Raw genomic sequence first — 24,274 nt, forward strand, 5'->3', positions numbered from 1 at the left:
ATAAAAAAAACAGTCGAATGGCTAATGCTGTTCACTTAAGAAATGCATTTAGTTAAATAGCCTCAGAAAATCCGATTAAGCTTTTTAATCGGATTTTTTGTGTCTATTCAGCAGTTATTTCTCAGCATCGATGAGCTCCATTCATTCTCAGATCATTCAACTCTCCTCCAATACCCCTGTTGAATGGATAGAGTCTGCTTAACTCTTTCCTCGAAAGCGATTATCAGGCGAAGACGACTGCGATCAGGTGGATCACAAGCCTGATCAATTTTCACGTTTAACCGTTTTCCATGGCTAAAGCTGTCTTCTCGCAAGTCTTTATGGGGAGGTAGAGGCTGTGTGTGTTTTCGCAGCTAGCTTCGATAAAGCCATATTGTTTGTAAAAATCAACAGTATCTTCTTTCGCGTCAACAAAGAGTCCTATTACTGCTGCAGGACTATCAGGTTGAGCAGCAAGTGCTGTTTTTCTAATGCATTCAAGTAGCAGCTGTTCACCGAAGCGATGGTTTTTGAAATTTTTATCTACAGCCATACGAGCTAGCTTTAAGGCTGGCACGGGGTGAGGATAGTTTTTGAGTCGAGGAAAGCCATCTCGTACAGATACAGTTGCATAAGCCAGTGTATAAAAACCGATGACTCTCTTAGGTTGTTCAGAATCAACGAGAACAAACGTTTTAGTCAGTGAGCGTTGATCTGAACTGCTGGCATGTTTCGCTAGGTAGACGTTTAAAGCTTCAACACCGCAATCAAAGTTGTTACGGTCGTGTTGTTTCTTATCAAGTTGCACTGTCTTCAGCATATTTAAAACCACCTTTTTCGTTAAACGTTTTGGCAGCGGCCAAAAGTTTGCTATTGATTGGTGGCGGATTGTCTAGAGCGGCAAAAACAGTTTCTGCTCCCTGCATTGAGAGGCGAATGCTATGCTCACTTTCGTAAACCGATCGGGCCTTGGTTGTTACGGCCTCTACGATAAATTGAGACAGTGTTGCACCAGACAGATCCGCAGCATTTTTTACAAATTCCTGAACATCCTGCGAAACACGTGCAACTAGCCTTGCGTCCTTTGGTGCTACGACGGTCATTGTTTTCTCCTATTTTTGGTCTTAGTTTTTCGCCATAAGTGGCGAATGCTGTCATTCACTAGGGTTAATCATATTAATCAGCATTGTGTGTCATTATGGCATACGAATCCAAGTTGTCAAGGGTGTGTGCTATATAGGCACACAAGATTAAAAAGATCGCTAAGGTGGTTATTTACCTGATCGGTGAAAAACGTTCTCGATTAATTTCACTCTATTTGTGAGTCGACAAACGGGTTTTATCTGCACAGATAGATCTTTATTCTATTCGGGTGTGTTAGTTTCCAGCTTTGACATTATCTTAATCCCTTCCCCCTTCATATTGCCTCGATCATAAGAGCTTCATTCTAGATTTAGCTAAGATGCCGAAAATTAATTCTGCATCTATAGCCATTTCTTTGTACACTAACCTTCATATACTAATAATATGATTAGACCTGCCCCATTAATGAATTTATGCTCTTTAGGAGATCGATATGCGTCGTGTTCATTTTGTTGGCGGAGAGAAAGGCGGAGTTGGTAAATCGGTTCTTTCGCGCTTACTGTCGCAGTATTTTTTGGATAATGCTATGCCTTTTATCGGTATGGATGCCGATCAGTCCCATGCAACCTTAACGCGGTCGTACGGACAGTCTACACGGCGTATTGTGTTGGACGATTTTGAAGGTGCCGACCAGATTATTGAAACGGTTGTTGAAAAGGATGTTGATGTCCTAATTGACTTGCCAGCTCAGAGTGAACGATTTCTTGACCTTTGGATGAACGAGAATGGTGTGGCGGAACTTTGCGAAGAGTTAAATATTGAATTGCTGGCATGGTATGTGGTGGATGATGGTCTGGATTCCTTGTCGTTATTAAAAGCATTCAGTCAACGTTACTCTGATCAGTTGAAGTGTGTCGTAGTCAAAAATTTGGGCAGAGGTTCTGATTTTTCAAAGGTTGATGCCTTTCTAACAAGTGACTTAACTAAGGCGACCTCGATTGAGCTGCCCTGCTTACATGCAGCGACCATGCGCAAAATTGAACACTCCTCCTTCAGTTTTTGGGGTGCAGCCAATATTAAAGAAGGTGAAAACCATCTTGGTATTATGGAACGTCAACGTGTGAAAGTGTGGTTGAAAAAAGCCTATGCCGCATTGAACTCTGCGCTTGAGTCCAAGTCAGTTTAAAATGATCTGAAATGCTTCACGTGAAGCAAAAAAAACCGTATCAGTTGATACGGTTTTTTTGTGGAGCATATAGAGGGTTAGAGCAAAGAAATATCTGCAACGCCCAAGAAGAGTTTACGTAGCTTGGAGAGGAGCGCAAGACGATTCAAACGCAGCGCTTCATCTTCGGCCATTACCATCACATCATCAAAGAACTGATTGATTGGGTCATTCAGTTTTGCTAAACGCTGCATGGCTTCCGTATAGGCACCCGTCGAAAACAAGTGATTAACGTCAGGCTCGATTTCAGACATCAGTTGATAGAGAGTCTTCTCTGCAACCTCGACAAGCAGGTTTTCGTTAACCTCAGCATCGCTAGTGCCCTGCTTAGATAAAATATTTGATACGCGCTTATTCGCTGCAGCAAGGTCTTTTGCTTCTGGCAGCTGAGTAAATGCAGCAACAGCCTGAATACGTTTATCAAAATCGAGTGGCTGTGTGGGCCGTAAAGCATGGACGGATAAGTAGATCTCAGCCGAAATCGCTTGCTCATCGTACCAGGCTTTAAAACGATCTAGCATGAAATCAACTACACGCTGAGCGACATCCGCTTGGCCAGGAAGCTGGCCATATTGACTTGCCGCTAGGTTGGTTAATTCAACTAGGTCTAAATCCAGCTGATGCTCGATGATGATTCTAAGAATGCCGAGTGACTGCCGACGCAAGGCAAATGGATCTTTAGAACCTGTGGGTGGCTGATTGATGCCAAATAAGCCTGTCAGCGTGTCTAAACGATCCGCTAAGGCTAAGGCAATGCCTGTACGTGTGTGCGGCAGTTCGTCACCAGAGAAGCGTGGCATATACTGCTCGTTCAAGGCGCTGGCAACCTCGGCTGGCTCGCCATCATGCAGTGCATAATGATAGCCCATGAGCCCTTGCAACTCGGTGAACTCAAAAACCATATCGGTCATTAAATCACACTTTGATAACTGAGCCGCACGTGCTGCAAACGCAGGGTTGCCACCAATGCGTTCAGAAATCGCTGTAGCTAACGTCTCAATACGCTGTGTCTTTTCAAAGACCGTGCCCAGGTCATGTTGGAAGACGATGCTTTTCAGCTTCTCGGTACGAGAAATGAGTGGGTGCTGCTTATCTTGGTTAAAGAAGAAAGCGGCATCCGCTAAGCGCGGGCGAATAACCTTTTCATTACCGGAAATAATCTGAGCTGGATCGTTGGATTCAATGTTGGCCACTGTAATGAAGTACGGAAGCAGTTGGTTGTTTGTATCCACCAAATGGAAGTACTTCTGGTTGGCTTTCATTGACGAGATTAATGCCTCTGAAGGCACATCAAGAAAACGCTCTTCAAAACGTCCTGTCAGTGCGACTGGCCACTCATTCAGTGCCGCCACCTCTTCCAGTAAGCTGGGATCAATGACAACTCTTGCATTGAGTTTCCGAGCTTCAGCCAGAACTCGCGCTTCAATGGTCTGCATACGGCGATCAAAATCAACAATGACTTTACCTGGGCTCAGCAGTTTGGCTTCGTACTCAGCCGCTGACGCAAGTTCAATTGTTTGATTAAAGTGGAAGCGATGCCCGCGGGTTGTATTGCCGGAGGTTAAGCCGAGAATTTCACAGGGGATGACTTGGTCACCCATCAACATGACCAGCCAATGAACGGGTCTTACAAACTCAGTACGACGTGCGCCCCAGCGCATCCGTTTTGGAATGGGCAGCGCGTTGAGTGACTGGGCCACAATTTCAGGTAACAGATCTTGTGTTTGCTTTCCGGCTTCAGTGCCACGATACACATAATACGTCCCCTTCCCAACCTCCATGGTCTCAAGTTCGGCAAGGGTTACACCGCAGGACCCAGCAAAACCCTGAACGGCTTTTTCAGGAGCTGAAGTGGCGGGACCGCGCTTTTCAAAAACACGGTCCGGTTGCTGGGTGCTTAAACCCGATACAATCACAGCTAAACGGCGAGGAGATGCATAGGCGCGTGCTGAATCATATTGAATGGCATTTTGCTGTAAACCACTTTCGATGCCAGCTAAAAACGCATTGGATAGAGTTTTAAGTGCCTTGGGAGGCAGCTCTTCTGTTCCTAATTCAACGAGAAAATCTTGTTGATCAACCATTATTTAGACTCCTCATAAGCCGATAACACTTCTAGACGCAAGGCTTCAGGTGCCAAGGGGAAGCCTAATGCTCGACGTTTATCAAAGTACGCGTGGGCAACATTTCGGGCAAGTGTGCGCACTCGAAGAATAAAGCGCTGACGCTCCGTGACGGATATCGCATGGCGTGAATCGAGCAGGTTAAAGGTATGAGAGGCTTTTAATACCATTTCGTACGCGGGTAAAGGAAGCGACGCCTCAAGCAACTTTAGGCACTCTTTTTCATAGTGGTCGAAGTTGAGGAAAAGTTGAGGAACATCAGCGTGTTCAAAATTGTACGTCGACATCTCGACTTCATTTTGATGATACACATCACCGTAGGTAACAACACTGCCGTCAGGTTGCTTGGCCCAGATCAGATCATAGACACTGTCCACTTCCTGAAGGTACATGGCGATACGCTCTAAGCCGTAGGTTAACTCACCTGTGACGGGGTAACATTCCAAGCCACCGGCTTGCTGGAAATAGGTGAATTGGGTCACTTCCATGCCGTTTAACCAAATCTCCCAACCCAGGCCCCACGCACCGAGTGTTGGTGATTCCCAGTTATCCTCAACAAAGCGAATGTCATGAACGCTGGGGTCTAAGCCTATGTGCATCAAGGATCCTAAAAAAAGATCCTGAAAGTTATCAGGTGAGGGCTTCATCACCACCTGAAACTGATAGTAATGTTGAAGTCGATTTGGGTTTTCACCATAGCGACCGTCCGTAGGACGTCGACTGGGTTGTACATAGGCCGAACGCCAATACTCAGGGCCAATGGCACGTAAAAAGGTAGCGGGATGGAAGGTTCCGGCCCCTACTTCAAGATCCAGAGGCTGCACCAGAACACAACCCTGGTCGCCCCAGTATTGCTGCAATGCGAGGATAAGCCCCTGAAATGTGCTAACGTCTGGAGTCGCCTTGTCAGTCACGAGAATCACCTTAGCTATTAATTGATCAAAATAAAGGCCAAATTATACATCAACATGAAGCGCTAAGCGTCTATCTAAGGTCATTATCTTGGTTTAGTCGACCCTTACGAAGAGGTATACTTTTGCAATGAAAAAATACAGGATTATGCCGTGAAGAAAATTAAGAGTATTTTGGCCATCAGTTTTCTGGGATTAATGGCGCTGTTGCCGTTGTCTTGGGCTCAGTGCTTGGGGATACGACTAGGACGTTATTTTTATCGACAAGGGGATAAAAATAAATGGTACCGATTTACGCAGAGTAATATTGCGCACTGCTTTCCTGAATTGAGCGATGTTGAGCGTCAGGCGGCCGTGCAAGCCAGTCTGATTGAAACAGGTAAGTCTGTGTCTGAAATGGGCATGTCTTGGCTATGGCCACCCCAGCGAACCTTGAAGAAGATCGTCAAGATACACCATGAAGAACTCATTACAAATGCGTTAGCGAAGGGCAAAGGCGTTATTTTTATAGCACCGCATCTAGGCAATTGGGAAGTGTTAAATTTATACCTATCCAATAAGTACAGTTTCACCGCCATGTATAAGCCACCTAAACAACCCGCTATGGATAAGCTGATTAAACGTATGCGAGCACGTCTAGGTTCACGGATGGCGCCTGCGAATGTGCAGGGCGTGAGGATGGTTATGAAGGCGTTGAAGCGTGGAGAAATGGTGGGTATTTTGCCGGATCAAGAGCCGGATCTAGAAAGTGGTGTCTACGTTCCATTTTTTAACTCGCCTGCCCTTACGATGAAGCTCCTACCCCAGTTGGCGGCGCAAACCGGTGCGAGTGTGGTATGTGGTTTTGCTAAGCGTCTGCCAGATGCACAGGGCTTTGAGATTTATTTTTATGAGGGAGACCCAGATATCAATCAAAAAGACGTATCCGTTGCCGCTGCGGCAATGAATCGAACGGTTGAGCACTGTGTACGACAGGCGCCTTGGCAGTATCAATGGGAATACAAACGCTTTAGTTCACGGCCGGAAGGTGAAGTGGATATTTACCAATAAATTGAACGCTACAGCTTGCTCGGGACTTTACACCCCGAGCGTCAGCCATTACGCCTTTTTAATTAAGCGCGCGTAGAAAAAACCATCATGGCCTGCTGTCTGCGGAAAGAGTTGTCTTCCATAGGGTCTTTCAATCCCCCACTCGGCTTCGATGGGATCGTGATGTGCATCACTGTGCAGTTTGCAAAAGCGCTCGATAATGCGCTCATTCTCTTGTGGGAAAACTGAGCAGGTTGCGTAAACCAGCACACCATCCACTTTCAGAACTTGCCAAAGATTTTCCAAAATATCCAACTGCAACTTAGCCAGATGCAGGATATTTTCATTCTGCCTTAAAATCTTTATGTCGGGATTGCGTCGAATGACGCCCGTGCCACTGCAAGGAGTATCCAGCAAAATGCGATCGAAGAGTTGCCCATCCCACCAGTCCAGGCTTGATGCATCCGCTTGCAAAACCTGACAGCGGGTTTGTAAGCCTAAACGCTCTAGGTTTTGATATATCCGGTCTATGCGGCCTTCGTTAAGCTCCAGAGCGATGACATCTGATAATTCGGCCTCAGATTCGAGTAAATGGCAAAGCTTACCACCCGGTGCCGCACAGGCGTCTAAGACGCGTTGTCCAGGCGCGAGCATTAATAACGGTGACGCTAACTGGGCAGCTTCATCCTGAATGCTCAGAAGCCCTTCATCAAACCCTGGGATCAGATGAACATCGGTGGCTTCCTCAAGATAGATCGCATGCTCACTAAAACGCCCCGATTGATAAGCGATACTATGGGCTTGCGCCTGCGCATCCCACTGATCCATGGATGATCTCAGTGCGTTGATCCTGAGGCAAAGTGGACCTTTAACATCATTGTTTTGCAATAGGCTTTGCCAGTGCTCCGGCCAGTTATGGCGGAGCTTTTCGATCATCCACGTAGGATGGTTAAACTGATAGGACGCATCGTTAAGTGCCAGTGTTTTCTCAATGTCAGCCCCCTCTCGCTGATAGCGACGTAAGATGGCATTGATCAAGCCCTTGGCCCAAGGTTTACCCAGTGCGCTGATTGCCGAGACGGTTTCACTGATGGCTGCATGGGCAGGAATACGCATGTCACGCAGCTGATACAAGCCCAGTAACACCAATGCAAGAACATCTGTATCTGTTTGGTCACAGGGTTGCTTTAAGAACTGGCCTGCCAAGGCATAGAGTCGATAGTAATCGCGAGCCGTTCCATAGCAAAGTTGTTGCAGCAGCGCTTTGTCTCTTTCAGGAATCGCCTCAAACTGATCAGAGAGAAGGGTCGATAGTGACCCCTGCTGCTGAATGAGGTGGCTGATGACAATTGCCGCTGCTTCACGAACATTCTTCAAATTAATAAAATCTCTGCTGAAGTAAGAAAGGATGTTTACCGTTTAATAAAGCGGATACGGGTTGCGCTTTGTGTCCGGGTAGTTGGATGGTGTTAAGCGCAAGCGCGCCCTCACCTGCTGCAATGATTAACTGTTCTTTTGTTATTGCCACTAGCGTGCCCGGTTCAGCATGGGGTGCATAGGTATCAATCGCCTGAGCATCCCATACACGAAGGATCTGGTCGTCGAGCTGACACCAGGCCACGGGCCAAGGATTTAGACCTCGAACGTGACGCGCCAAGTGCACAGCCGATTGTGTCCAGTCTAAACGCCCCTCTTCTTTTTGCAGTTTTTCGGCGTAACAGGCGAGCGCTTCATCTTGAACTTCGCCTATCCATGAGCCTTCGGCCAGCTGATCTAATGACTGGAGTAAGGTCTCAGCGCCGAGCGCCGCTAAACGGTCATGTAACGACTGACTGGTGTCTGTGTCATAGATGGGCGTTGTTGATTTGCACAGCATGTTGCCAGTATCCAGGCCGACATCCATCTGCATGATGGTAATGCCGGTTTCCTGATCCCCAGCCAATAAGGCGCGGTGAATAGGTGCGGCACCACGCCATCTGGGCAGTAGGGATGCATGCACATTGATGCAACCAAACCGAGGGGTGTCTAACACGATTTTGGGAAGAATAAGACCGTAGGCTACGACAATCATCAGATCGGCATTAAAGTCCGCCAACTCAGCTTGAGCACTTTCGGTTTTTAAAGAAAGAGGCTGAATCACTGGCAGGTTATGCTCAAGTGCCAATTGTTTAACAGGGCTTGCGGTTAACTTTCGACCTCGGCCTGCCGGACGATCCGGTTGAGTATAGACTGCAACAATGTCATGCGAGGTCTTGAGCAAGCTGGCGAGGCTCGTGGCGGCAAACTCCGGCGTGCCTGCAAAAATAATACGCAAGGGAGCTGTCATTCAGGCATTATCCATTTGTTCTAACTTATGTTTTTTTTCAAGCTTGGAGCGAATTCGATTGCGCTTCAGGGTCGATAAATAATCAACAAACAGTTTTCCGTTCAAGTGGTCTAGCTCGTGCTGAATACAAACCGCCAACAGATCTTCAGCAATGAAGTTTTGTGGGTTACCCTCGCGATCCAATGACGTGACTTCAATTTTATTTGGGCGTTTGACCGTTTCATAAAAGCCAGGCACGGACAAGCAACCCTCTTGCATCTCTTCAAGCTCGGGGTCAACCACCTTAAAACTCGGATTAATGAGCACCAAGGGTTCAGATTTGTCTTCCGAAATATCAATCACTACAATCTGTTTATGGATGTTGACTTGTGACGCCGCTAAGCCGATACCGGGAGCGTCGTACATGGTTTCGAACATATCGTCTATAATCTGACGAACGGAATCGTCAACCTGCTCGACAGGGGTTGCAATTGTCCGGAGCCGAGGGTCAGGAAATTCAAGAATTGTTAATATAGCCATAGGTCTCAAACTTTCATAAAGTGTCTATATAATGTCGTCAGATAGGTGACGCCAATGCGTATAAGTCATATTATACTGAATACTCAATTGAATGCATTGTTATGATGCCTGCGTCACAGATAGAAAAGGTGTTCGAAGGTGTCTCATCATAGGGAACTGCAAATGAAACAACTGCTAATAGGATTACTGGCAGCTGCCTGTATTCTAACCGGTAATGCACAGGCTCAACGCAACGAAGCACCACTTCAGCTGAGAGAGGGACACCCAACCGAATACACCGTAGTGAGAGGCGACACACTATGGGGAATATCGGGTCGATTTTTGGACCAACCTTGGCAGTGGCCTGAAATTTGGGGGGTGAATCCTCAAATACAAAATCCGCACTTAATCTATCCAGGTGATACCGTGTATCTGACGTGGGTTGATGGTCGTCCAAGGTTAGGACTCACCCCCGGCGTGCGTAAACTCTCCCCCCAAATTCGTGAAACGGCCTTAGATCAGGCGGTGCCAGCCATTCCTTTAAAGGATATTGTCAGCTTCCTTAATGATAACCGTGTGGCAGATGATGATGTTTTATCGAACGCACCCTATGTTGTAGCGGGTGACAATCGTCGCTTGGTTTCGGGTGCAGGGGATCGTGTCTATATTCGCGGTGAGCTGTTGAGTGAGGATGCGCAGCAGATTCTATATCGCCCATCCACGGAGTATATCGATCCAGTTACGGGTGAGTTTTTAGGTTACGAACTGTTCAAGGTTGCAGATGCACGGATCACCGGAACTGAGAATGACATTACCACGCTGCGCTTATTAGGCACGACTGAAGAGGTTCGCGCGGGTTACCGTTTGCTTCCATCCGAGACCACCCGCGTTCAATCTGTGTTTTACCCTAAACCAGCACCTTTTGATACAGATGGTTTGATCATCGATGTGCTTCAAGGAGTGGGGTATATTGGCCAGTTTGATGCTGTTGTTGTGAACTTAGGTGAGCGTGATGGTTTAGAGTCAGGCCATGTCTTTAGTATTCGCCGTAAGGGTGAAGTGCTCAATGACCCAGTGACCAATGAAGTGATTCAGTTACCGTCTGAGCGCGCCGGTATTATGATGATTTTTAAAGTATACGACAAAGTAAGCTATGGCTTGGTGATGCGCGCAACGAATGCGATATCGATTGGTGATGAAATAACACGTCCTTAAACGCTTAACCCTCAGAGGGAATTATGAAGATAGATCCAAGGGAATGGATCGCGTTACTCCTCGTACCTGGGCTTGGCCCCGGTACGCTTTCGCGACTTGTAGAATTCGATGTCAATTTACGTGATCTTTTAGACGGAAATCTACCGGAAGGTATTCGATTACGTCCAGATACGGCCATGGCCTTGCGCCAGAAGCCGGCAAGTTTTTGGTTAGATCAAGCGCAACACATACAGGACCAAGCGGACCAACATCAGATTGAATGTGTCTGTCTTGGTGCTGAAGATTATCCTCCTCTGCTCAAAAACCTTCCTGATCCTCCCCCTGTACTCTGGTTTAAAGGACGTAAACCGTCACTGTATTTACCCCAGCTAGCGGTGGTTGGTAGCCGCAAACCAAGTCAGTCTGGTGCACGTCTTGCCTATCATTTTGCCGCTGAACTGGCGAAGTCAGGTTTTGCGATAACCAGTGGCTTAGCCTTGGGCATTGATACTCAAGCACATAAAGGGTGTTTGTCCTCAGGTGGCATTACATTAGCGGTGATGGGGACGAGTCCTGAGTTAATGTATCCTAAAAGCAATGCGAACCTCGCGAGTGAGATTCTAGACAACGGCGGGTGTTTAGTCTCCGAGTTGATGCCGGGATCTGCCCCATTGAGTGCCCACTTTCCTCGCCGTAATCGAATTATTAGTGGGTTAAGCGTTGGAACACTCGTTGTGGAAGCGGCAACGCGCAGTGGATCTCTGATTACGGCACGCTTGGCCATGGAGCAAGGTCGTGAGGTATTCGCCCTTCCTGGACCTATCAGCAATCCGATGAGTAAAGGTTGCCATGAGTTAATCCGCCAAGGGGCCACTTTGGTGGATTCCACACAGCATATCACTGAGCATTTGGGGGCATTGTTGGGCTATTTAAGTGAAAGCCAGAGCACTGAAAAGCCTAGAGTATCTATCTCCATCAAACCCGAATGGGCGCCAGTCCTACACACACTGTCCTACGATCAAATGACGTTTGACGATTTGATGCAGAAAACGAATATGCAGTATTCGGCTCTGCAAAATGTCATAATGGAATTGGTTTTAGCGGGTCTTGTGACACAAGATGGCGTCTATTTGATTCAAACGGATTCGGCAGGAATTACCTAGGTTTGACTTTTCCCGAACGGCTTTTAGCGGTATCCTGCTTGGCTTGTTTTACAGATTGAGAACTTATTAACAGGACGAAAACAATGCAACCAAAAGTGGGCGTAATAATGGGATCCAAGTCTGATTGGCCAACAATGGAGCATGCCGTTGCGATGTTGGACCAGTTAGGTGTTGCGTATGAAACACGAGTTGTGTCTGCTCACAGAACACCCGATTTACTATTTGAATATGCTAAGTCTGCTGATGCGCGCGGTCTGCAAGTGATTATTGCTGGTGCCGGTGGTGCAGCGCATTTACCCGGCATGGTGGCATCACAAACGGCCTTGCCCGTTTTAGGTGTGCCTGTTGAATCGAAGGCCCTAAGTGGCATGGATTCATTATTATCCATCGTTCAAATGCCCGGCGGGATTCCTGTCGGCACTTTAGCGATTGGAAAAGCAGGTGCGACCAATGCAGGCATTATGGCTGCTCAAATTGTGGCATTACACGATCCCGCAGTTAAAGCAGCACTCGTTGCATTTCGTCAACAGCAAACACAAACGGTTATAGACAATCCCGACCCTCGTGGTTAAGCGGTAAAGAGAGAGTTTTACATGAAAATCGGTATTCTTGGTGCAGGTCAATTGGGCCAAATGTTGGCGCTAGCAGGTTATCCGTTAGGGAGTCGTTTTTCCTTTTTGGATACCAGTTCAAATGCAAGTGCTGATATAGGATGTTTGTTTACCCATAGTGAAGCTGACAGCGCCCTAGCCGATTTTTTGGCACAGGTGGATTGTGTCACCTACGAGTTTGAACATCTGCCCTTACCATTGGTAAAAGTCATTGCCGAGCAAAAGCCTTTGTTTCCCAGTGTTAAGGCCTTGCAGGTTTGCCAAAATAGAGAAGCCGAGAAGGCTCTCTTTGATCAATTGCGTATTCCCGTCGCTGACTATCGTCTGGTTAACTCAGCCGATGAGCTGGCGCAAGCCTGCCAAGAGTTGATGGCCGCAGGTGCGCAGGCTGTTGTTGCCAAGTCAATCACAGAGGGATATGACGGCAAGGGACAAGCGGTCTTAAGGGGGCCTGGCGAGGCTACTGCAGCTTGGCAGCGTATTGGCCACCCTCGTTTAATCGTTGAAGCCTTTGTCGATTTTGTTCGGGAAGTATCAATTATTGCCGTACGAGGTCAGTCCGGTGATGTTGTGTTTTATCCTGTTGCTGAAAATCATCATGTTGAAGGTATTTTACGCTATTCCTTGGCGCCAGTTCCCAATTTCAGCCAAGAGGCTCAAGCGCAGGCCGAGGACTACATTCATGCATTGCTTGATGAGCTGGAGTATGTAGGCGTTTTAACTCTGGAGCTGTTCCAACAGGCGGATGGTCGCTTGCTTGCCAACGAAATGGCTCCGCGTGTCCATAATTCTGGCCACTGGACTCAAAATGGATCGATGACCAGCCAGTTTGAAAACCATTTGCGCGCAGTTCAAGGTTTGCCTTTGGGCTCGACACATGCAAAAGCGCTGACCTGTATGATTAACATCATCGGTAAAAATGGTAACTACGATGATATCCTCAAAATAGAGGATAGCCATCTGCATCTCTATGGTAAAAGTGAGCGCGCGGGTCGCAAACTCGGACATATCAATCTCGTTGCCGATAGTATTGATGACTTAAAACGCAAAGTTGATCAGGTCGCGCAGTTATTGCCCGATGCGCCCGCTCCTGAATTCAGTTTTTAATTGCATTAGGGTGAGTCATTATGAAGCCTTGGCAGATTCAAAAAGCCTGTGAAGTGATGCATCAAGGGGGGATTATCGCCTACCCGACGGAAGCTGTTTGGGGGTTAGGGTGTGACCCTTACAATGAGGCCGCTGTACAGCGCCTGTTGGCGATTAAACACCGACCTGAACATAAAGGATTGATTCTGGTTGCATCGTCTATTGAGCAAATTCAACCCTTGTTGGATGGGCTATCATCGGCACAGCGTGCTGAATTGGATGCAACCTGGCCTGGCCCGAATACATGGTTGTTGCCTGATCCAAAAAATTGTATTCCACGCTGGATTAAAGGACAACATACATCAGTTGCTGTGAGAGTGAGCAATCACTCACTTGTGAGGTCGCTGTGTGAGCGTTGGGGAGGGCCTGTAGTCTCAACCTCTGCAAATCGGTCAACGGCTCTTCCAGCAAGAAATAAGATGAAAGTAATGACTTACTTCGGCTCTAATGTCGATTATATATTGAATGGTGCAACGGGCGGAGCAGACAAGCCAAGTACCATACGTTCAATTCTAGATTTTAAAGTTATTAGAATGTAAGTGAATACTTACTACGGAGGATGTTTGTGTCTCAGCCCGATATCGCACGTGTAAAAGACTATCTGTTATCGCTTCAGGATCGTATTTGTCGAGAGCTCGAGATATTAGATGGTGTTAAATTCGTTGAGGACCAATGGAACCGTGAAGCGGGTGGTGGTGGACGGACACGCGTACAGGCAAATGGGCAGATTATTGAAAAAGGCGGCGTGAATTTTTCTCATGTGTTTGGTGACAAGCTGCCCGCCTCAGCAACAGCGCATCGGCCCGAGTTGGCGGGACGGAATTTTCAAGCGATGGGTGTTTCTTTAGTCATTCATCCACGTAACCCATTTGTACCCACCTCACATGCCAATGTCCGCTTTTTTATTGCGGAGAAAGACGGTGAAGCGCCTGTTTGGTGGTTTGGCGGCGGATTTGATCTCACGCCTTATTATGGCTTTGATGAAGACTGCATTCATTGGCATAAAACGGCGAAAGCCGCGTGCGATCCTTTTGGTACGGATATTTATCCAAAATTTAAGACTTGGTGCGATGAGTATTTCTACCTTCGACACAGAGGGGAGCCTCGCGGTGTCGGCGGACTCTTTTTTGATGACTTGAATGAGCCAGATTTTGAGACCAGTTTTGCTTTAATGTCTGCCATCGGTGATGCGTACCTTGAGGCCTATGTGCCAATCGTCAAAAAGCGTCATCACCTTCCCTACTCCGACGTTGAACGAGACTTTCAACTGCATCGTCGTGGGCGCTATGTCGAATTTAATCTGGTGTATGATCGGGGCACACTGTTTGGTTTGCAGTCCGGTGGCCGAACAGAATCGATCCTGATGTCATTGCCACCTGAGGTCCGCTGGAGCTATGACTGGAAACCCGCGCACGATACCGCCGAGGCGAACCTGTATGAGCGGTATTTAGTGCCACGAAACTGGGCAGAGGAAACAGAGAATGATTGATCAGTACGCCGTCTTTGGTAACCCTATTTCCCATAGTAAATCACCGACCATCCATCGCTTGTTTGCTGAGCAGTTGCAGCAACGTTTGGAGTATTCGGCTCATCTGTCGGATGTGGATAGGTTTGAACAGGACATTCAGCACTTTTTTGCAGAAGGTGGAAAAGGCACGAACGTAACACTGCCGTTCAAAGAAATGGCTTGGAAAATGGCTGAGCGCTTAAGTGAGGCAGCGCAATTGGCCGGTGCCGCCAATACCCTTTGGATGCAGGACAACCTTCTGCATGCCGACAATACCGATGGCGTAGGCTTGGTAAACGATTTATTAAATAACTGTGGTGCAACGTTAAAAGGACGTCACCTAGTCGTGTTGGGTGCGGGTGGAGCTGTTAGAGGTGTGATCAAACCTTTGTTGGACAGCGGTTGTGCATCCATCGTGATCGCGAACCGAACCTTTGCCAAAGCAAAACAGCTGGCTGACATCTTCAGTGAACTGGCACAATCTGGCGTTAGCGTTGACGCATGTGAGTTTGCGGCGTTATCTCCAAGCCCTCGCGTAGACATTGTCATTAATGGAACCTCTGCCAGTATCCAGGGTGATGTACCGCCTGTTCCAGATGGTGTAGTGAGTGCTCACACACTCTGTTATGACATGATGTATTCCAACACGCAAACGGCCTTCTGTCGCTGGGCACGCTCACAAGGAGCTGAGCGTGTGTTTGATGGACTTGGCATGTTGGTTGAACAAGCGGCAGAGTCCTTCTCAATTTGGCGCGGCGTTAAACCTGATACGGCTCCGGTTATTGAGCTATTGCGACAAAGTTTAAGTCATCAATAATAAACAGGGCTTGAATCAAACGCTTAATACGAGCTATAACCTTGCTAAACAAGGTTGAGTACTGGATATTGATAATGTCAGAGACAATGCAAGCATTAAGCGTCGATCAGTTGTACAAGGTCTGCGATCACCAAGACCTTCCTTTCCGAACCACTGAAACCCTTGAGAATTTTAGTGGTTTTTTTGGTCAGGAGCGTGCCATTGAGGCGATGGAGTTTGGCGTTAGCATGCGTCGGCCCGGTTATAATCTATTTGTGATGGGCAACCCTCATACGGGTCGTTTTTCGTTTGCGATTGAAAATCTTAAGAATTACGCTAAAAAAGAAAACTCCAAGCCGAGTGACTGGTGCTACCTCAATAATTTATCTGATTCCCGTTACCCTGTTATATTAGAGTTGCCCGCAGGAAAGGCGGCGCAGTTGCGTAAAGATGTTGATACGCTTCTCGAAAGTATTTTAACGGACTTGCCCGCCGCATTTGAAAGCCCAGGTTACCAACGCAGTAAGAGTCGAATTGAGCGTGATTTTACTCGACGTTATGACCAAGCAGTGGATTCGGTTGAGCGCAAAGCACGTGAGTTTAGTATTGCTGTGTATCGAGATGCGGGCAGCATCGGCTTTACACCCGTCTCGGAAGGCCAAGCGATGGATGAGGCTGGATTTTCGCAATTGCCAGAAGATGAGCGTGAAGCCTTTCAGCGAAACATCGATTTCCTCGAAGAAGAGCTCAATGAAGCCTTAACCGAACTGCCGAAATGGCGGCGTGAGGCGGCAGGTCAGATCAAAGCGCTGGATCGAGAAACGGCGCAACGTTCCTTAGCCCCTTTGTTTGCGGGCCTTAAAGAGCGCTATGTGCATCAAGCGAATGTTGTGAATTACTTGACGCACATTGAACGCGATTTGATTAAAAATGCGTCTGATATTGCTGGTGAAGGGGGCACACTGGAAACCCGCACCGATCAAATGCGTATTAACTTTTTTCAGGAAAACTATGGCATCAACTTAATGGTGGATAACCATAAAACCAAAGGTGCTCCGGTTGTGTATGAGGCACATCCAAGTTACGAGAACTTGTTTGGACGTGTTGAGTACAACAGTGAAATGGGCGCGCTGGTGACCAATTATCAACTCATTCGCCCCGGTGCCTTGCATCGTGCAAATGGCGGTTATCTGCTTTTAGAAGCCGAAAAGTTGATCGAGCAGCCGTTTGTGTACAGTGCGTTGAAGCGTGCGCTTAAATCACATGAAATACGCATTGAAAATCCGATCAATGAATACACGGGCGTCAGTACCATTACGCTGAACCCTCAGCCCATCAAGTTGAATGTGAAGGTGGTGCTGGTGGGCGGACGTGATACCTATTACTTGCTGCAAGAACTTGACCACGATTTTGAAAAGATGTTTCGCGTAGTGGTGGATTTCGACGAAGATGTGCGCCGTACCCCTTCCAGTATTCGTAATTACGCACGTTTAATGAAGACGCTTGCAACAGAGGAAGGTTTAGCTCCGCTTAAACGTGAAGCCGTTGCACGCTTGGTTGAGCACAGTTCTCGCTTAGCCGAAGACCAGGAGATGCTGTCAGCACACATAGGTGAATTGGTGGACTTGTTATGTGAAGCCGATTTTCGACGCAAGCAAAAAGGGGACGAACTCATTAATGCCCCACATGTTGAAGCCGCGCTCCAAGCAAAAGAAAAGCGCACGGGTCGACTTTCGGAAAAAATCCTTGAAGGGATTTTAAATCGTACAGTTTTGATAGATACCGATGGTGAAAGTGTGGGGTGCGCGAATGGCCTGACCGTTCTGCAAGTCGGGGATGTCGCGTTTGGTACACCTGCTAGAATTACCGTGACGGTGCATCCTGGCAGTAAGGGTATTGTCGATATTGAGCGCGAGGTCACGTTAGGACAGCCGATTCATTCGAAAGGCGTTCTGATTCTATCTGGGTACTTAGGGCATAAATACGCACGGCAGTTCCCGATTAGCCTGTCGGCGAGTATCGCTATGGAACAATCCTACGGTTATATCGATGGTGACAGTGCATCGCTGGCCGAAATTTGCACCTTAATTTCCGCGCTCACGGACATTCCGATCCGACAGTCTTTTGCAACAACGGGTTCAATAAACCAATATGGTGAGGTACAAGCCATAGGGGGCGTGAATGAAAAAATTGAGGGCTTCTTTAAACTTTGCCAAATGCGGGGTCTGACGGGCAAACAGTCTGTCATTATTCCGAAAGCGAATGTGCGTAACTTAATGTTAAAAAAAGAGGTCGTCAAAGCGGTCGCTGACGGAGACTTTGCTATTTATGCCGTTAGCAATGTGGATGAGTGCTTAGAGTTGCTCATGGGGCGTAAAGCCGGCCAACTCAAAGCAGATGGTAGTTTTTCCCAACGCAGCATTAACGCCGAAGTGGTTAAACGCTTAAGAGAAGTGGCCAAGGCAAAAGCATGAGATTGACACGTGCACGTCATTAAAGGGTTTTTGATTCTATTATTGTTTTTGTTGTCGGGCGATGCACTGGTGACCCTGCTGAATCTTCCAATTTCAGCTGGGGTCGCGGGTATGCTGCTGATTACGCTTTGGTTCATGTTGCGTGGGCGCATGCAAGAGGATGTTGCGCTTGCCAGTCAGCCTCTGATTGCTGTGTTGGCCATGCTCATTATGCCAGGGGTTGTGGGTGTGTTCTTTGTGGCGGGGCGTTACGCTGATCAATGGTTGGCGTTTGTTGCGGCGTTAGTGGTCGGCACGTTTCTGAGTGTGCTCACGACCTTGATTCTGATGTCGCGCTTTACCCCCAAAGAGCCTACAAAGGATGAGGATAGGTCATGTTAGACAGCCTACTAGCCTTACCCAATCATCTGTTCGAAACGCCGATAGCGGCTATCGCGCTGACCTTGTTGGCCTTTTTTGCAGGTAACCAAGTGTTTCAATGGATGGGACGGCCCAGTTGGTGTCCGGGCATTTTAATTGCGGCGCTGATCGTCGTGTTAACGCTTGTCTTGTTGTCCGTTAACTATGAAGTCTATCAGCAAGGCGCTGCTTGGTTGGTGTTGCTCTTGGGGCCAGCGACCGTTGCACTTGGGATACCCTTGTATCAGCAAATGCATCATATTCGTGCCCTGTGGAAGCCTATACTCTTCACCCTCCCCCCGGCTGCAATATTGGCGGCCGTGTATTCTGTGCTGCTGGCATGGCTGGCGGGCGCGACCCCCGAAGTCATGGCCTCCCTTGCTCCTAAATCCGTGACCGCACCGATTGCCATTAGTATTACGGAGCAATTGGGCGGCTCAATCCCGGTTCTAATGGGTGGACTGTTGATTACAGGTGTGATGGCAACCTTTTGGGTGTCCGTTTTGGTTAAAATTCTGAATATTCAGGATCACCGTGTAATTGGCTTTGCGTTGGGCATTAATGGCCATGCCATCGGGACGGTTAGAGCCTTCGAGTTAAGCCCGACTGCTGGCGCGTTTTCATCCTTAGGGATGGGACTCACGGCGGTGTTCACGGCGCTTTTCTTACCGATTGCATGGCGTTTGGTGTTTTAACCCGTGTCAGACTAGAAAGCGTGTTGGTTCATCGTGGTTTTTGACAACGTCAAGAACAGGTTAATCGAGTTCAATTAAGGTTGCAGTGAATGATACGTGTCTTTGAGGTTTTGGTGCTAAGATGATTTGAAAAGCTGACATCGTATTGCCTTCTTTGAACCCGTTAATACGCTTTCAGCTCAAGCATTTGACTTAATGTCATTTTCGTCATTGGGCGTCTTATGAAAAAATATTTTGCAAACTTGTCCATTCGCTTCAGACTTCTCTTCGGTTTTGCATTATTGGGTTTTTTCTTGATCGGTGTAGCTGCGTTAAGTTGGCTTGCACTTAATAAAGTCCAATCACATGCTGAGCAAATTATCGAAATGTTTGAACCCCAAGTAGACAGGATGACACGGGCTGAGTTGCTATTAGTTAAAATTTCACTAGAAGCTCGTCATGCCATACTTTCTGTTGATGATGAGCAAGAACTGTCGGCGACTCTGGTTCGTGTGGCCGACGATCGTCAGACTTTAATCAGCTTGATTAATGAAACGGAAGCGAATTTATCAACGGATGTAGGAAGAGATATCATCTCTAGCATTCGTGAAGCTGATACGGTGTTTTGGCAGCTTTCTCAACAAATCGTTGAGTTGGCGAAAGCGGGACAAACTGCCGATGCCTATGCACTTTTAACACGTGAAATTGTGCCTGCTCGCAATCGTATGCTTGAGTATATTGCTGATCAAAAAGAGTGGCAGCGCTATCTAATGAACCAAACATTAACAGATGCAAGAGATATTATTGCTCAGGTAAAGATTGTATTGGCGGTAGTTATCACCTTGTTATTGATTTTTGTTAGCTTCTTTCTCGCACGTCTGGTCTATTCCATCACCAACCCACTGACAAGTTTATTCAACACGATTATTCAGGTAGAACAAAGCGGTGACTATACCAAACGAGTGGCTGTCGTTGGTGAGGATGAGGTCGCTAAAACGGCAGCTGCCTTTGATCGAATGATGGTACTTGTAGAAAATAGATCCAATGAGTTGGCTCGAAATCGCGAACATTTAGAAGAAATAGTGGAGCAACGTACGGCAGAATTAAGTCATGCCTTGGAAGCTGCTGAAGCGGCAAATCAAGCGAAAAGTCGTTTTTTAGCAACCATGAGTCATGAGCTTAGAACACCAATGAATGGAGTTTTGGGAATGGCGCAACTCTTGTTAGATAAACCAGCAACAAATGAGGAAGTGAATCACTATGCCCGAACCATCTTGCACTCGGGGCAGTCACTGCTTGTGTTGTTAAATGATATTCTTGATCTTTCGAAAGTAGAGTCAGGTAATCAAACACTCCATAAAAACGTATTAGCACCAGAAGACTTACTGCAAAGCATCTATGCGTTATTTATTAGTAACGCCAATGCAAAAGGTCTCAACATGTCTACGGCTTGGAAAGGTCCCGTTGATCGTCGCTATCAAGGCGATGCAAATCGTTTGCAGCAAATGTTGTCTAATTTAACGAATAACGCCATAAAATTTACGCTTAGCGGTGATGTGATGATTGAAGCGACTGAAATCAGTCGAGAAAACAATTGGGCGGTCGTTGAGTTTTCAGTGGCCGATACGGGTATGGGGATTCCTGAGGAAAAACAAAATTTATTGTTTCGGCCTTTTAGTCAAGTGGATGACTCTAGTACGCGTCAGTTTGGTGGTACGGGTCTTGGGTTATCGATTGTAAAAAGTTTGGCTCAACTGATGGATGGAGAAGTCGGTATCCAAAGTGAAGAAAATAAAGGATCTCGTTTCTGGTTTAGGGTAAAACTGGAAGTTTTGGAAGAAACGCTTCTAACTGATCAAGCTGAGCAAGCACCATTAAAGACTAACATGAGCCATAAAGGGATCAATCCTGCGGGTATTCGGTTGGAAGGTCGAATTTTACTCGTTGAAGATAATAAAACGAATCAAATGGTTGCGACTATACTGCTTAAAAAGCTAGGACTTGATATTAGTGTGGCGGATAACGGGCAAATCGCGATTGAAAAAGTTATGACGGCAACGCAACCTTTTAATGCAGTATTAATGGATGTTCAGATGCCTGTATTAGATGGTCTTGGTGCGACTCAGGGGATCCGGTCTTGGGAAGCTGAGATGGGATTCAATCCGGTACCGATTATCGCCTTAACAGCGGGAGCTTTTCTTGAGGATAAAGAACAGTGTTTAGCTGCTGGAATGAGTGATTATTTAACAAAACCTTTAAATGCAAATGACTTAGCTCAAACCTTGCTACGCTGGTTACCAGAAGCTCAAGAGGGAGCGTTTAATATCCAAGCGCGTTTCTGAGTAGTCTGCCGCCAGTGTGTTTTCATCCTCAGGGATGGAGCTGACGGCGGTGTTTGCGTCGCCTTTCTTACCGATTGCATGGTGTTTAGTGTTTCAACCAGCACCTGATCAACGAGGCTCCTGTTCGTCTAGATAGGTATCTTTTAGACGCGAGTAATTCTGTGCACTGTAGGAAAAAAAGGCCTTTTCTTGATCGCTGAGTGCTCGGATTTGCTTCACCGGACGACCCACGTATAAAAAACCGGACTCGAGTCGTTTGCCAGGCGGCACCAGACTGCCCGCTCCAATCACCACCTCATCCTCTACAACCGCGCCGTCCATGACCATGCTGCCCATGCCAACCAAGATACGATTGCCAAGGGTGCAGCCATGCAACATGGCTTGATGCCCCACGGTCACTTCATCCCCGATAATTAATGGATAACCGTCGGGATTAAAAGGTCCCGCATGCGTGATATGCAATACAGACCCATCTTGAATACTGGTTTTTGCGCCAATCTTTATATGATGCATATCGCCGCGAATCACCACTAATGGCCAAATGGATGAATCATCGCCAATCGATACGTCACCAATGATCACGGCGGTTGCGTCAATAAAAACTTTTTTTCCAATCTTGGGCGTAATACCCTGATAGGTACGTATAGACATAATAAAAACCCTTAATGAGTTGAAAAGCGAGAAAGCCTGCCTCATTGTATAGTAAATCGTGTATGCGCACTTCTTGCGATCATCGAATTGGAGCATCCAGAGTTATGAGTAATCCGTTATTAGAGCAGCATCAGTTACCGCCTTTCTCTAGCATTCAAGCGTCACATATAGAACCAGCGCTTGATCATTTGTTGGCCGAGAACAGGTTGTTGATCGAAGACATTACGGCGAAGACAGATGCACATGATTGGCAATCGTTGGTGATGACGTTGGATGAAGCCGGGGATCGTTTATCGAATGCCTGGTCGGTTGCATCGCATTTAAACAGCGTGATGAATTCTGACGAATTAAGAGAAGTCTACAATCGCTGCTTACCTAAGCTTTCTGAATACTGGACAGAAATGGGGCAAAACAAGGCATTGTTCTATGCCTACGCACGCTTAGCCGAGAGTGAGGAGTATCAAACACTCAATGCCATTCAAAAACGTGTTATTGATAATGCGCTTAGAGACTTTAAGTTGTCAGGCATTGCATTAGAGGGAGATGACAAGGTGCGTTACGCTGAGATTCAAAAGCGCCTGTCTGAGCTGACCAACAAGTTCTCTGAGAATGTGCTGGATGCAACACAAGGCTGGTATTATGCCACCGATGACATAGCGTCCTTAGCGGGCTTACCCGAAGATGCGATAGCGGCGGCAAAATCGGCAGCGAGCAGTCGAGATTTACAAGGTTATGTGATTACCTTGGACTTCCCTGCGTACTACGCGGTGATGACCTATGCCGAGGATGCAAAGCTGCGTGAAACCCTATATCGCGCGTACTCGACCCGTGCCTCAGATCAAGGGCCTACCGCTGGTCAGTGGGATAATACCGAGATTATTAATGAGATTCTGACGCTTCGTCATGAGCTTGCCTCGTTATTAGGCTTTGCCTCGTATGCCGATTACTCCTTAGCCACCAAAATGGCGGACTCGCCCGCGCAAGTCATTCAGTTTTTAGAAGACCTCGCCATTCGCAGCAAACCTGTGGCGGAGCAAGACTTAGCCGAGTTAAAAGCCTTTGCACAGGAACTTGATGGTTGCACGGAGCTCATGCCATGGGATATCAGTTTTTATGCTGAAAAGCTGAAGCAGCAGCGCTACCAAGTGTCTCAGCAAATGCTGAAACCCTACTTCCCTTTACCAAAGGTTTTGTCTGGACTGTTTGAGATAGTGCAGCGTTTGTTTGGCGTGACATTAACCGAACAACCCAATTCAGAGGTTTGGCATAAGGACGTTCGCTTTTTTGAAGTGTCACGTCAGGGCGAGGTCATTGCTTACTGTTATCTAGATCCCTTTGCGCGCGCGAATAAACGGGGAGGCGCTTGGATGGGCGATTGTCGTGGCCGCCGTCGTCGTTTAGAGGGCTCGATACAGCTGCCAGTGGCATATCTTGTCTGTAATTTTACGCCGCCTGTCGGCGATAAACCTGCCCTCTTGACCCATGATGAAGTGACCACCCTCTTCCATGAGTTTGGTCATGGATTGCATCATATGCTGACAAAAATGGAATACTCCGATATCAGTGGTATTCATGGTGTGGCATGGGATGCTGTCGAGCTACCCAGCCAATTTATGGAGAATTGGTGTTGGGAGCCTGAAGGGCTAGCCTTGATGTCAGGGCATTACGAAACGGGAGATGCCTTGCCGCAAGAGTTGCTCGACAAGATGCTAGCGGCTAAGCATTTTCAAGCGGGTATGATGATGGTGCGTCAATTAGAGTTCTCATTATTTGATTTCCGTCTTCATTCCGAATATCAGCCAGGTGTTACAGAGGTACAAACTCTCTTGGATGAGGTTAGATCACAGGTGTCTGTCTTGCTGCCCCCTGCTGAAAATCGCTTTCAACACAGTTTTGGCCACATCTTTTCCGGCGGTTATGCTGCAGGCTATTACAGTTATAAGTGGGCTGAAGTTTTATCGGCTGACGCCTTTTCTCGCTTTGAAGAAGAAGGGATTTTTAACAGTCAAGCGGGGGCTGATTTTAGAACACAGGTATTGGAAAAAGGCGGCTCTGACGAACCGATGAATCTATTCGTCGCGTTTAGAGGTCGGGAACCGAGTGTCGATGCCCTTCTTCGCCATAACGGGATTACAAGGTAACG

22 protein-coding genes are annotated in these 24,274 nt (G+C 47.2%); 14 read left to right on the forward strand and 8 right to left on the reverse strand.

Annotation, left to right across the window (positions count from 1 at the left end; genetic code table 11):
* Positions 1-277: 277 nt before the first annotated feature.
* Positions 278-799 (reverse strand): GNAT family N-acetyltransferase, encoded by a 522-nt coding sequence (locus F5971_RS09915; protein ID WP_051514536.1) that lies wholly within the window; start codon positions 797-799, stop codon positions 278-280.
* Positions 777-1,082 carry a type II toxin-antitoxin system TacA family antitoxin gene (locus tag F5971_RS09920; RefSeq protein ID WP_051514535.1) on the reverse strand — a complete coding sequence of 102 codons (306 nt, stop codon included), beginning with the start codon at positions 1,080-1,082 and terminating at the stop codon, positions 777-779. Before F5971_RS09920 ends, F5971_RS09915 begins: the two co-directional genes overlap by 23 nt.
* 473 nt (positions 1,083-1,555) lie before the next feature.
* On the opposite strand from F5971_RS09920, the gene F5971_RS09925 reads away from it, so the two are divergent.
* Positions 1,556-2,248: a P-loop NTPase family protein gene (locus F5971_RS09925; RefSeq protein ID WP_036512736.1), complete on the forward strand. Its 693-nt coding sequence runs from the start codon at positions 1,556-1,558 to the stop codon at positions 2,246-2,248.
* A gap of 77 nt (positions 2,249-2,325) precedes the next feature.
* On the opposite strand, the gene glyS is transcribed toward F5971_RS09925, so the two are convergent.
* Both glyS and glyQ read right to left on the reverse strand, forming a co-directional pair.
* Entirely contained in the window at positions 2,326-4,371 is a 2,046-nt protein-coding gene (gene glyS / locus F5971_RS09930; RefSeq protein ID WP_193494872.1) for a glycine--tRNA ligase subunit beta, read from the reverse strand.
* A complete protein-coding gene (gene glyQ, locus F5971_RS09935) occupies positions 4,371-5,324 on the reverse strand; it encodes a glycine--tRNA ligase subunit alpha (RefSeq protein WP_420329346.1) in 954 nt (317 codons plus the stop codon). Before glyQ ends, glyS begins: the two co-directional genes overlap by 1 nt.
* A 150-nt stretch (positions 5,325-5,474) precedes the next feature.
* On the opposite strand from glyQ, the gene F5971_RS09940 reads away from it, so the two are divergent.
* A complete protein-coding gene (locus tag F5971_RS09940) occupies positions 5,475-6,371 on the forward strand; it encodes a lysophospholipid acyltransferase family protein (RefSeq protein ID WP_036512727.1) in 897 nt (298 codons plus the stop codon).
* 48 nt (positions 6,372-6,419) lie between these two features.
* On the opposite strand, the gene rsmB is transcribed toward F5971_RS09940, so the two are convergent.
* Genes rsmB through def form a run of 3 tightly spaced genes read right to left on the reverse strand, consistent with a single transcriptional unit; the run spans position 6,420 to position 9,195 of the window.
* The gene (gene rsmB / locus F5971_RS09945) at positions 6,420-7,727 is read right to left on the reverse strand and encodes a 16S rRNA (cytosine(967)-C(5))-methyltransferase RsmB (protein ID WP_193494873.1); all 1,308 of its coding nucleotides are present in this window, start codon (positions 7,725-7,727) and stop codon (positions 6,420-6,422) included.
* A gap of 1 nt (position 7,728) precedes the next feature.
* The gene (fmt, locus tag F5971_RS09950; RefSeq protein WP_193494874.1) at positions 7,729-8,676 is read right to left on the reverse strand and encodes a methionyl-tRNA formyltransferase; all 948 of its coding nucleotides are present in this window, start codon (positions 8,674-8,676) and stop codon (positions 7,729-7,731) included.
* Positions 8,677-9,195 (reverse strand): peptide deformylase, encoded by a 519-nt coding sequence (gene def, locus F5971_RS09955; protein ID WP_036512721.1) that lies wholly within the window; start codon positions 9,193-9,195, stop codon positions 8,677-8,679.
* A 162-nt stretch (positions 9,196-9,357) separates the two neighbouring features.
* Here def and F5971_RS09960 point away from each other — a divergent pair, with 162 nt between their 5' ends.
* From F5971_RS09960 to F5971_RS10010, 11 genes are all read left to right on the forward strand, one after another.
* Positions 9,358-10,389 carry a LysM peptidoglycan-binding domain-containing protein gene (locus tag F5971_RS09960; RefSeq protein ID WP_036512718.1) on the forward strand — a complete coding sequence of 344 codons (1,032 nt, stop codon included), beginning with the start codon at positions 9,358-9,360 and terminating at the stop codon, positions 10,387-10,389.
* 23 nt (positions 10,390-10,412) lie between these two features.
* On the forward strand, positions 10,413-11,531 hold the full coding sequence (dprA, locus tag F5971_RS09965; RefSeq protein ID WP_193494875.1) for a DNA-processing protein DprA: 1,119 nt from the start codon (positions 10,413-10,415) through the stop codon (positions 11,529-11,531).
* An 83-nt stretch (positions 11,532-11,614) separates the two neighbouring features.
* Entirely contained in the window at positions 11,615-12,103 is a 489-nt protein-coding gene (gene purE, locus F5971_RS09970) for a 5-(carboxyamino)imidazole ribonucleotide mutase (RefSeq protein ID WP_036512715.1), read from the forward strand.
* A 21-nt stretch (positions 12,104-12,124) separates the two neighbouring features.
* The gene (locus F5971_RS09975; RefSeq protein ID WP_193494876.1) at positions 12,125-13,249 is read left to right on the forward strand and encodes a 5-(carboxyamino)imidazole ribonucleotide synthase; all 1,125 of its coding nucleotides are present in this window, start codon (positions 12,125-12,127) and stop codon (positions 13,247-13,249) included.
* A gap of 20 nt (positions 13,250-13,269) precedes the next feature.
* Positions 13,270-13,827: an L-threonylcarbamoyladenylate synthase type 1 TsaC gene (gene tsaC / locus F5971_RS09980; RefSeq protein WP_036512713.1), complete on the forward strand. Its 558-nt coding sequence runs from the start codon at positions 13,270-13,272 to the stop codon at positions 13,825-13,827.
* Between the two features lie 26 nt (positions 13,828-13,853).
* Positions 13,854-14,777, forward strand: a complete 924-nt coding sequence (gene hemF / locus F5971_RS09985) for an oxygen-dependent coproporphyrinogen oxidase (protein WP_193494877.1) — start codon at positions 13,854-13,856, stop codon at positions 14,775-14,777.
* Positions 14,770-15,612, forward strand: a complete 843-nt coding sequence (aroE, locus tag F5971_RS09990; protein ID WP_193494878.1) for a shikimate dehydrogenase — start codon at positions 14,770-14,772, stop codon at positions 15,610-15,612. The genes hemF and aroE overlap by 8 nt, the downstream gene beginning before the upstream one ends.
* Positions 15,613-15,686: 74 nt before the next feature.
* A complete protein-coding gene (locus F5971_RS09995; protein ID WP_193494879.1) occupies positions 15,687-18,065 on the forward strand; it encodes a Lon protease family protein in 2,379 nt (792 codons plus the stop codon).
* A gap of 9 nt (positions 18,066-18,074) precedes the next feature.
* Positions 18,075-18,446 carry a CidA/LrgA family protein gene (locus F5971_RS10000; RefSeq protein WP_193494880.1) on the forward strand — a complete coding sequence of 124 codons (372 nt, stop codon included), beginning with the start codon at positions 18,075-18,077 and terminating at the stop codon, positions 18,444-18,446.
* Positions 18,440-19,159 (forward strand): LrgB family protein, encoded by a 720-nt coding sequence (locus F5971_RS10005; RefSeq protein ID WP_193494881.1) that lies wholly within the window; start codon positions 18,440-18,442, stop codon positions 19,157-19,159. Before F5971_RS10000 ends, F5971_RS10005 begins: the two co-directional genes overlap by 7 nt.
* A 221-nt stretch (positions 19,160-19,380) precedes the next feature.
* Positions 19,381-21,480, forward strand: a complete 2,100-nt coding sequence (locus F5971_RS10010) for an ATP-binding protein (RefSeq protein WP_193494882.1) — start codon at positions 19,381-19,383, stop codon at positions 21,478-21,480.
* Positions 21,481-21,588: 108 nt separating this feature from the next.
* On the opposite strand, the gene F5971_RS10015 is transcribed toward F5971_RS10010, so the two are convergent.
* Entirely contained in the window at positions 21,589-22,131 is a 543-nt protein-coding gene (locus F5971_RS10015; protein WP_193494883.1) for a gamma carbonic anhydrase family protein, read from the reverse strand.
* Positions 22,132-22,235: 104 nt separating this feature from the next.
* Here F5971_RS10015 and prlC point away from each other — a divergent pair, with 104 nt between their 5' ends.
* Complete coding sequence (prlC, locus tag F5971_RS10020) at positions 22,236-24,272, forward strand: oligopeptidase A (RefSeq protein WP_193494884.1); 2,037 nt, start codon at positions 22,236-22,238, stop codon at positions 24,270-24,272.
* Positions 24,273-24,274 lie beyond the last annotated feature (2 nt).

It is taken from the genome of Nitrincola alkalisediminis (assembly GCF_009821115.1).
Taxonomy (GTDB): domain Bacteria; phylum Pseudomonadota; class Gammaproteobacteria; order Pseudomonadales; family Balneatricaceae; genus Nitrincola; species Nitrincola alkalisediminis.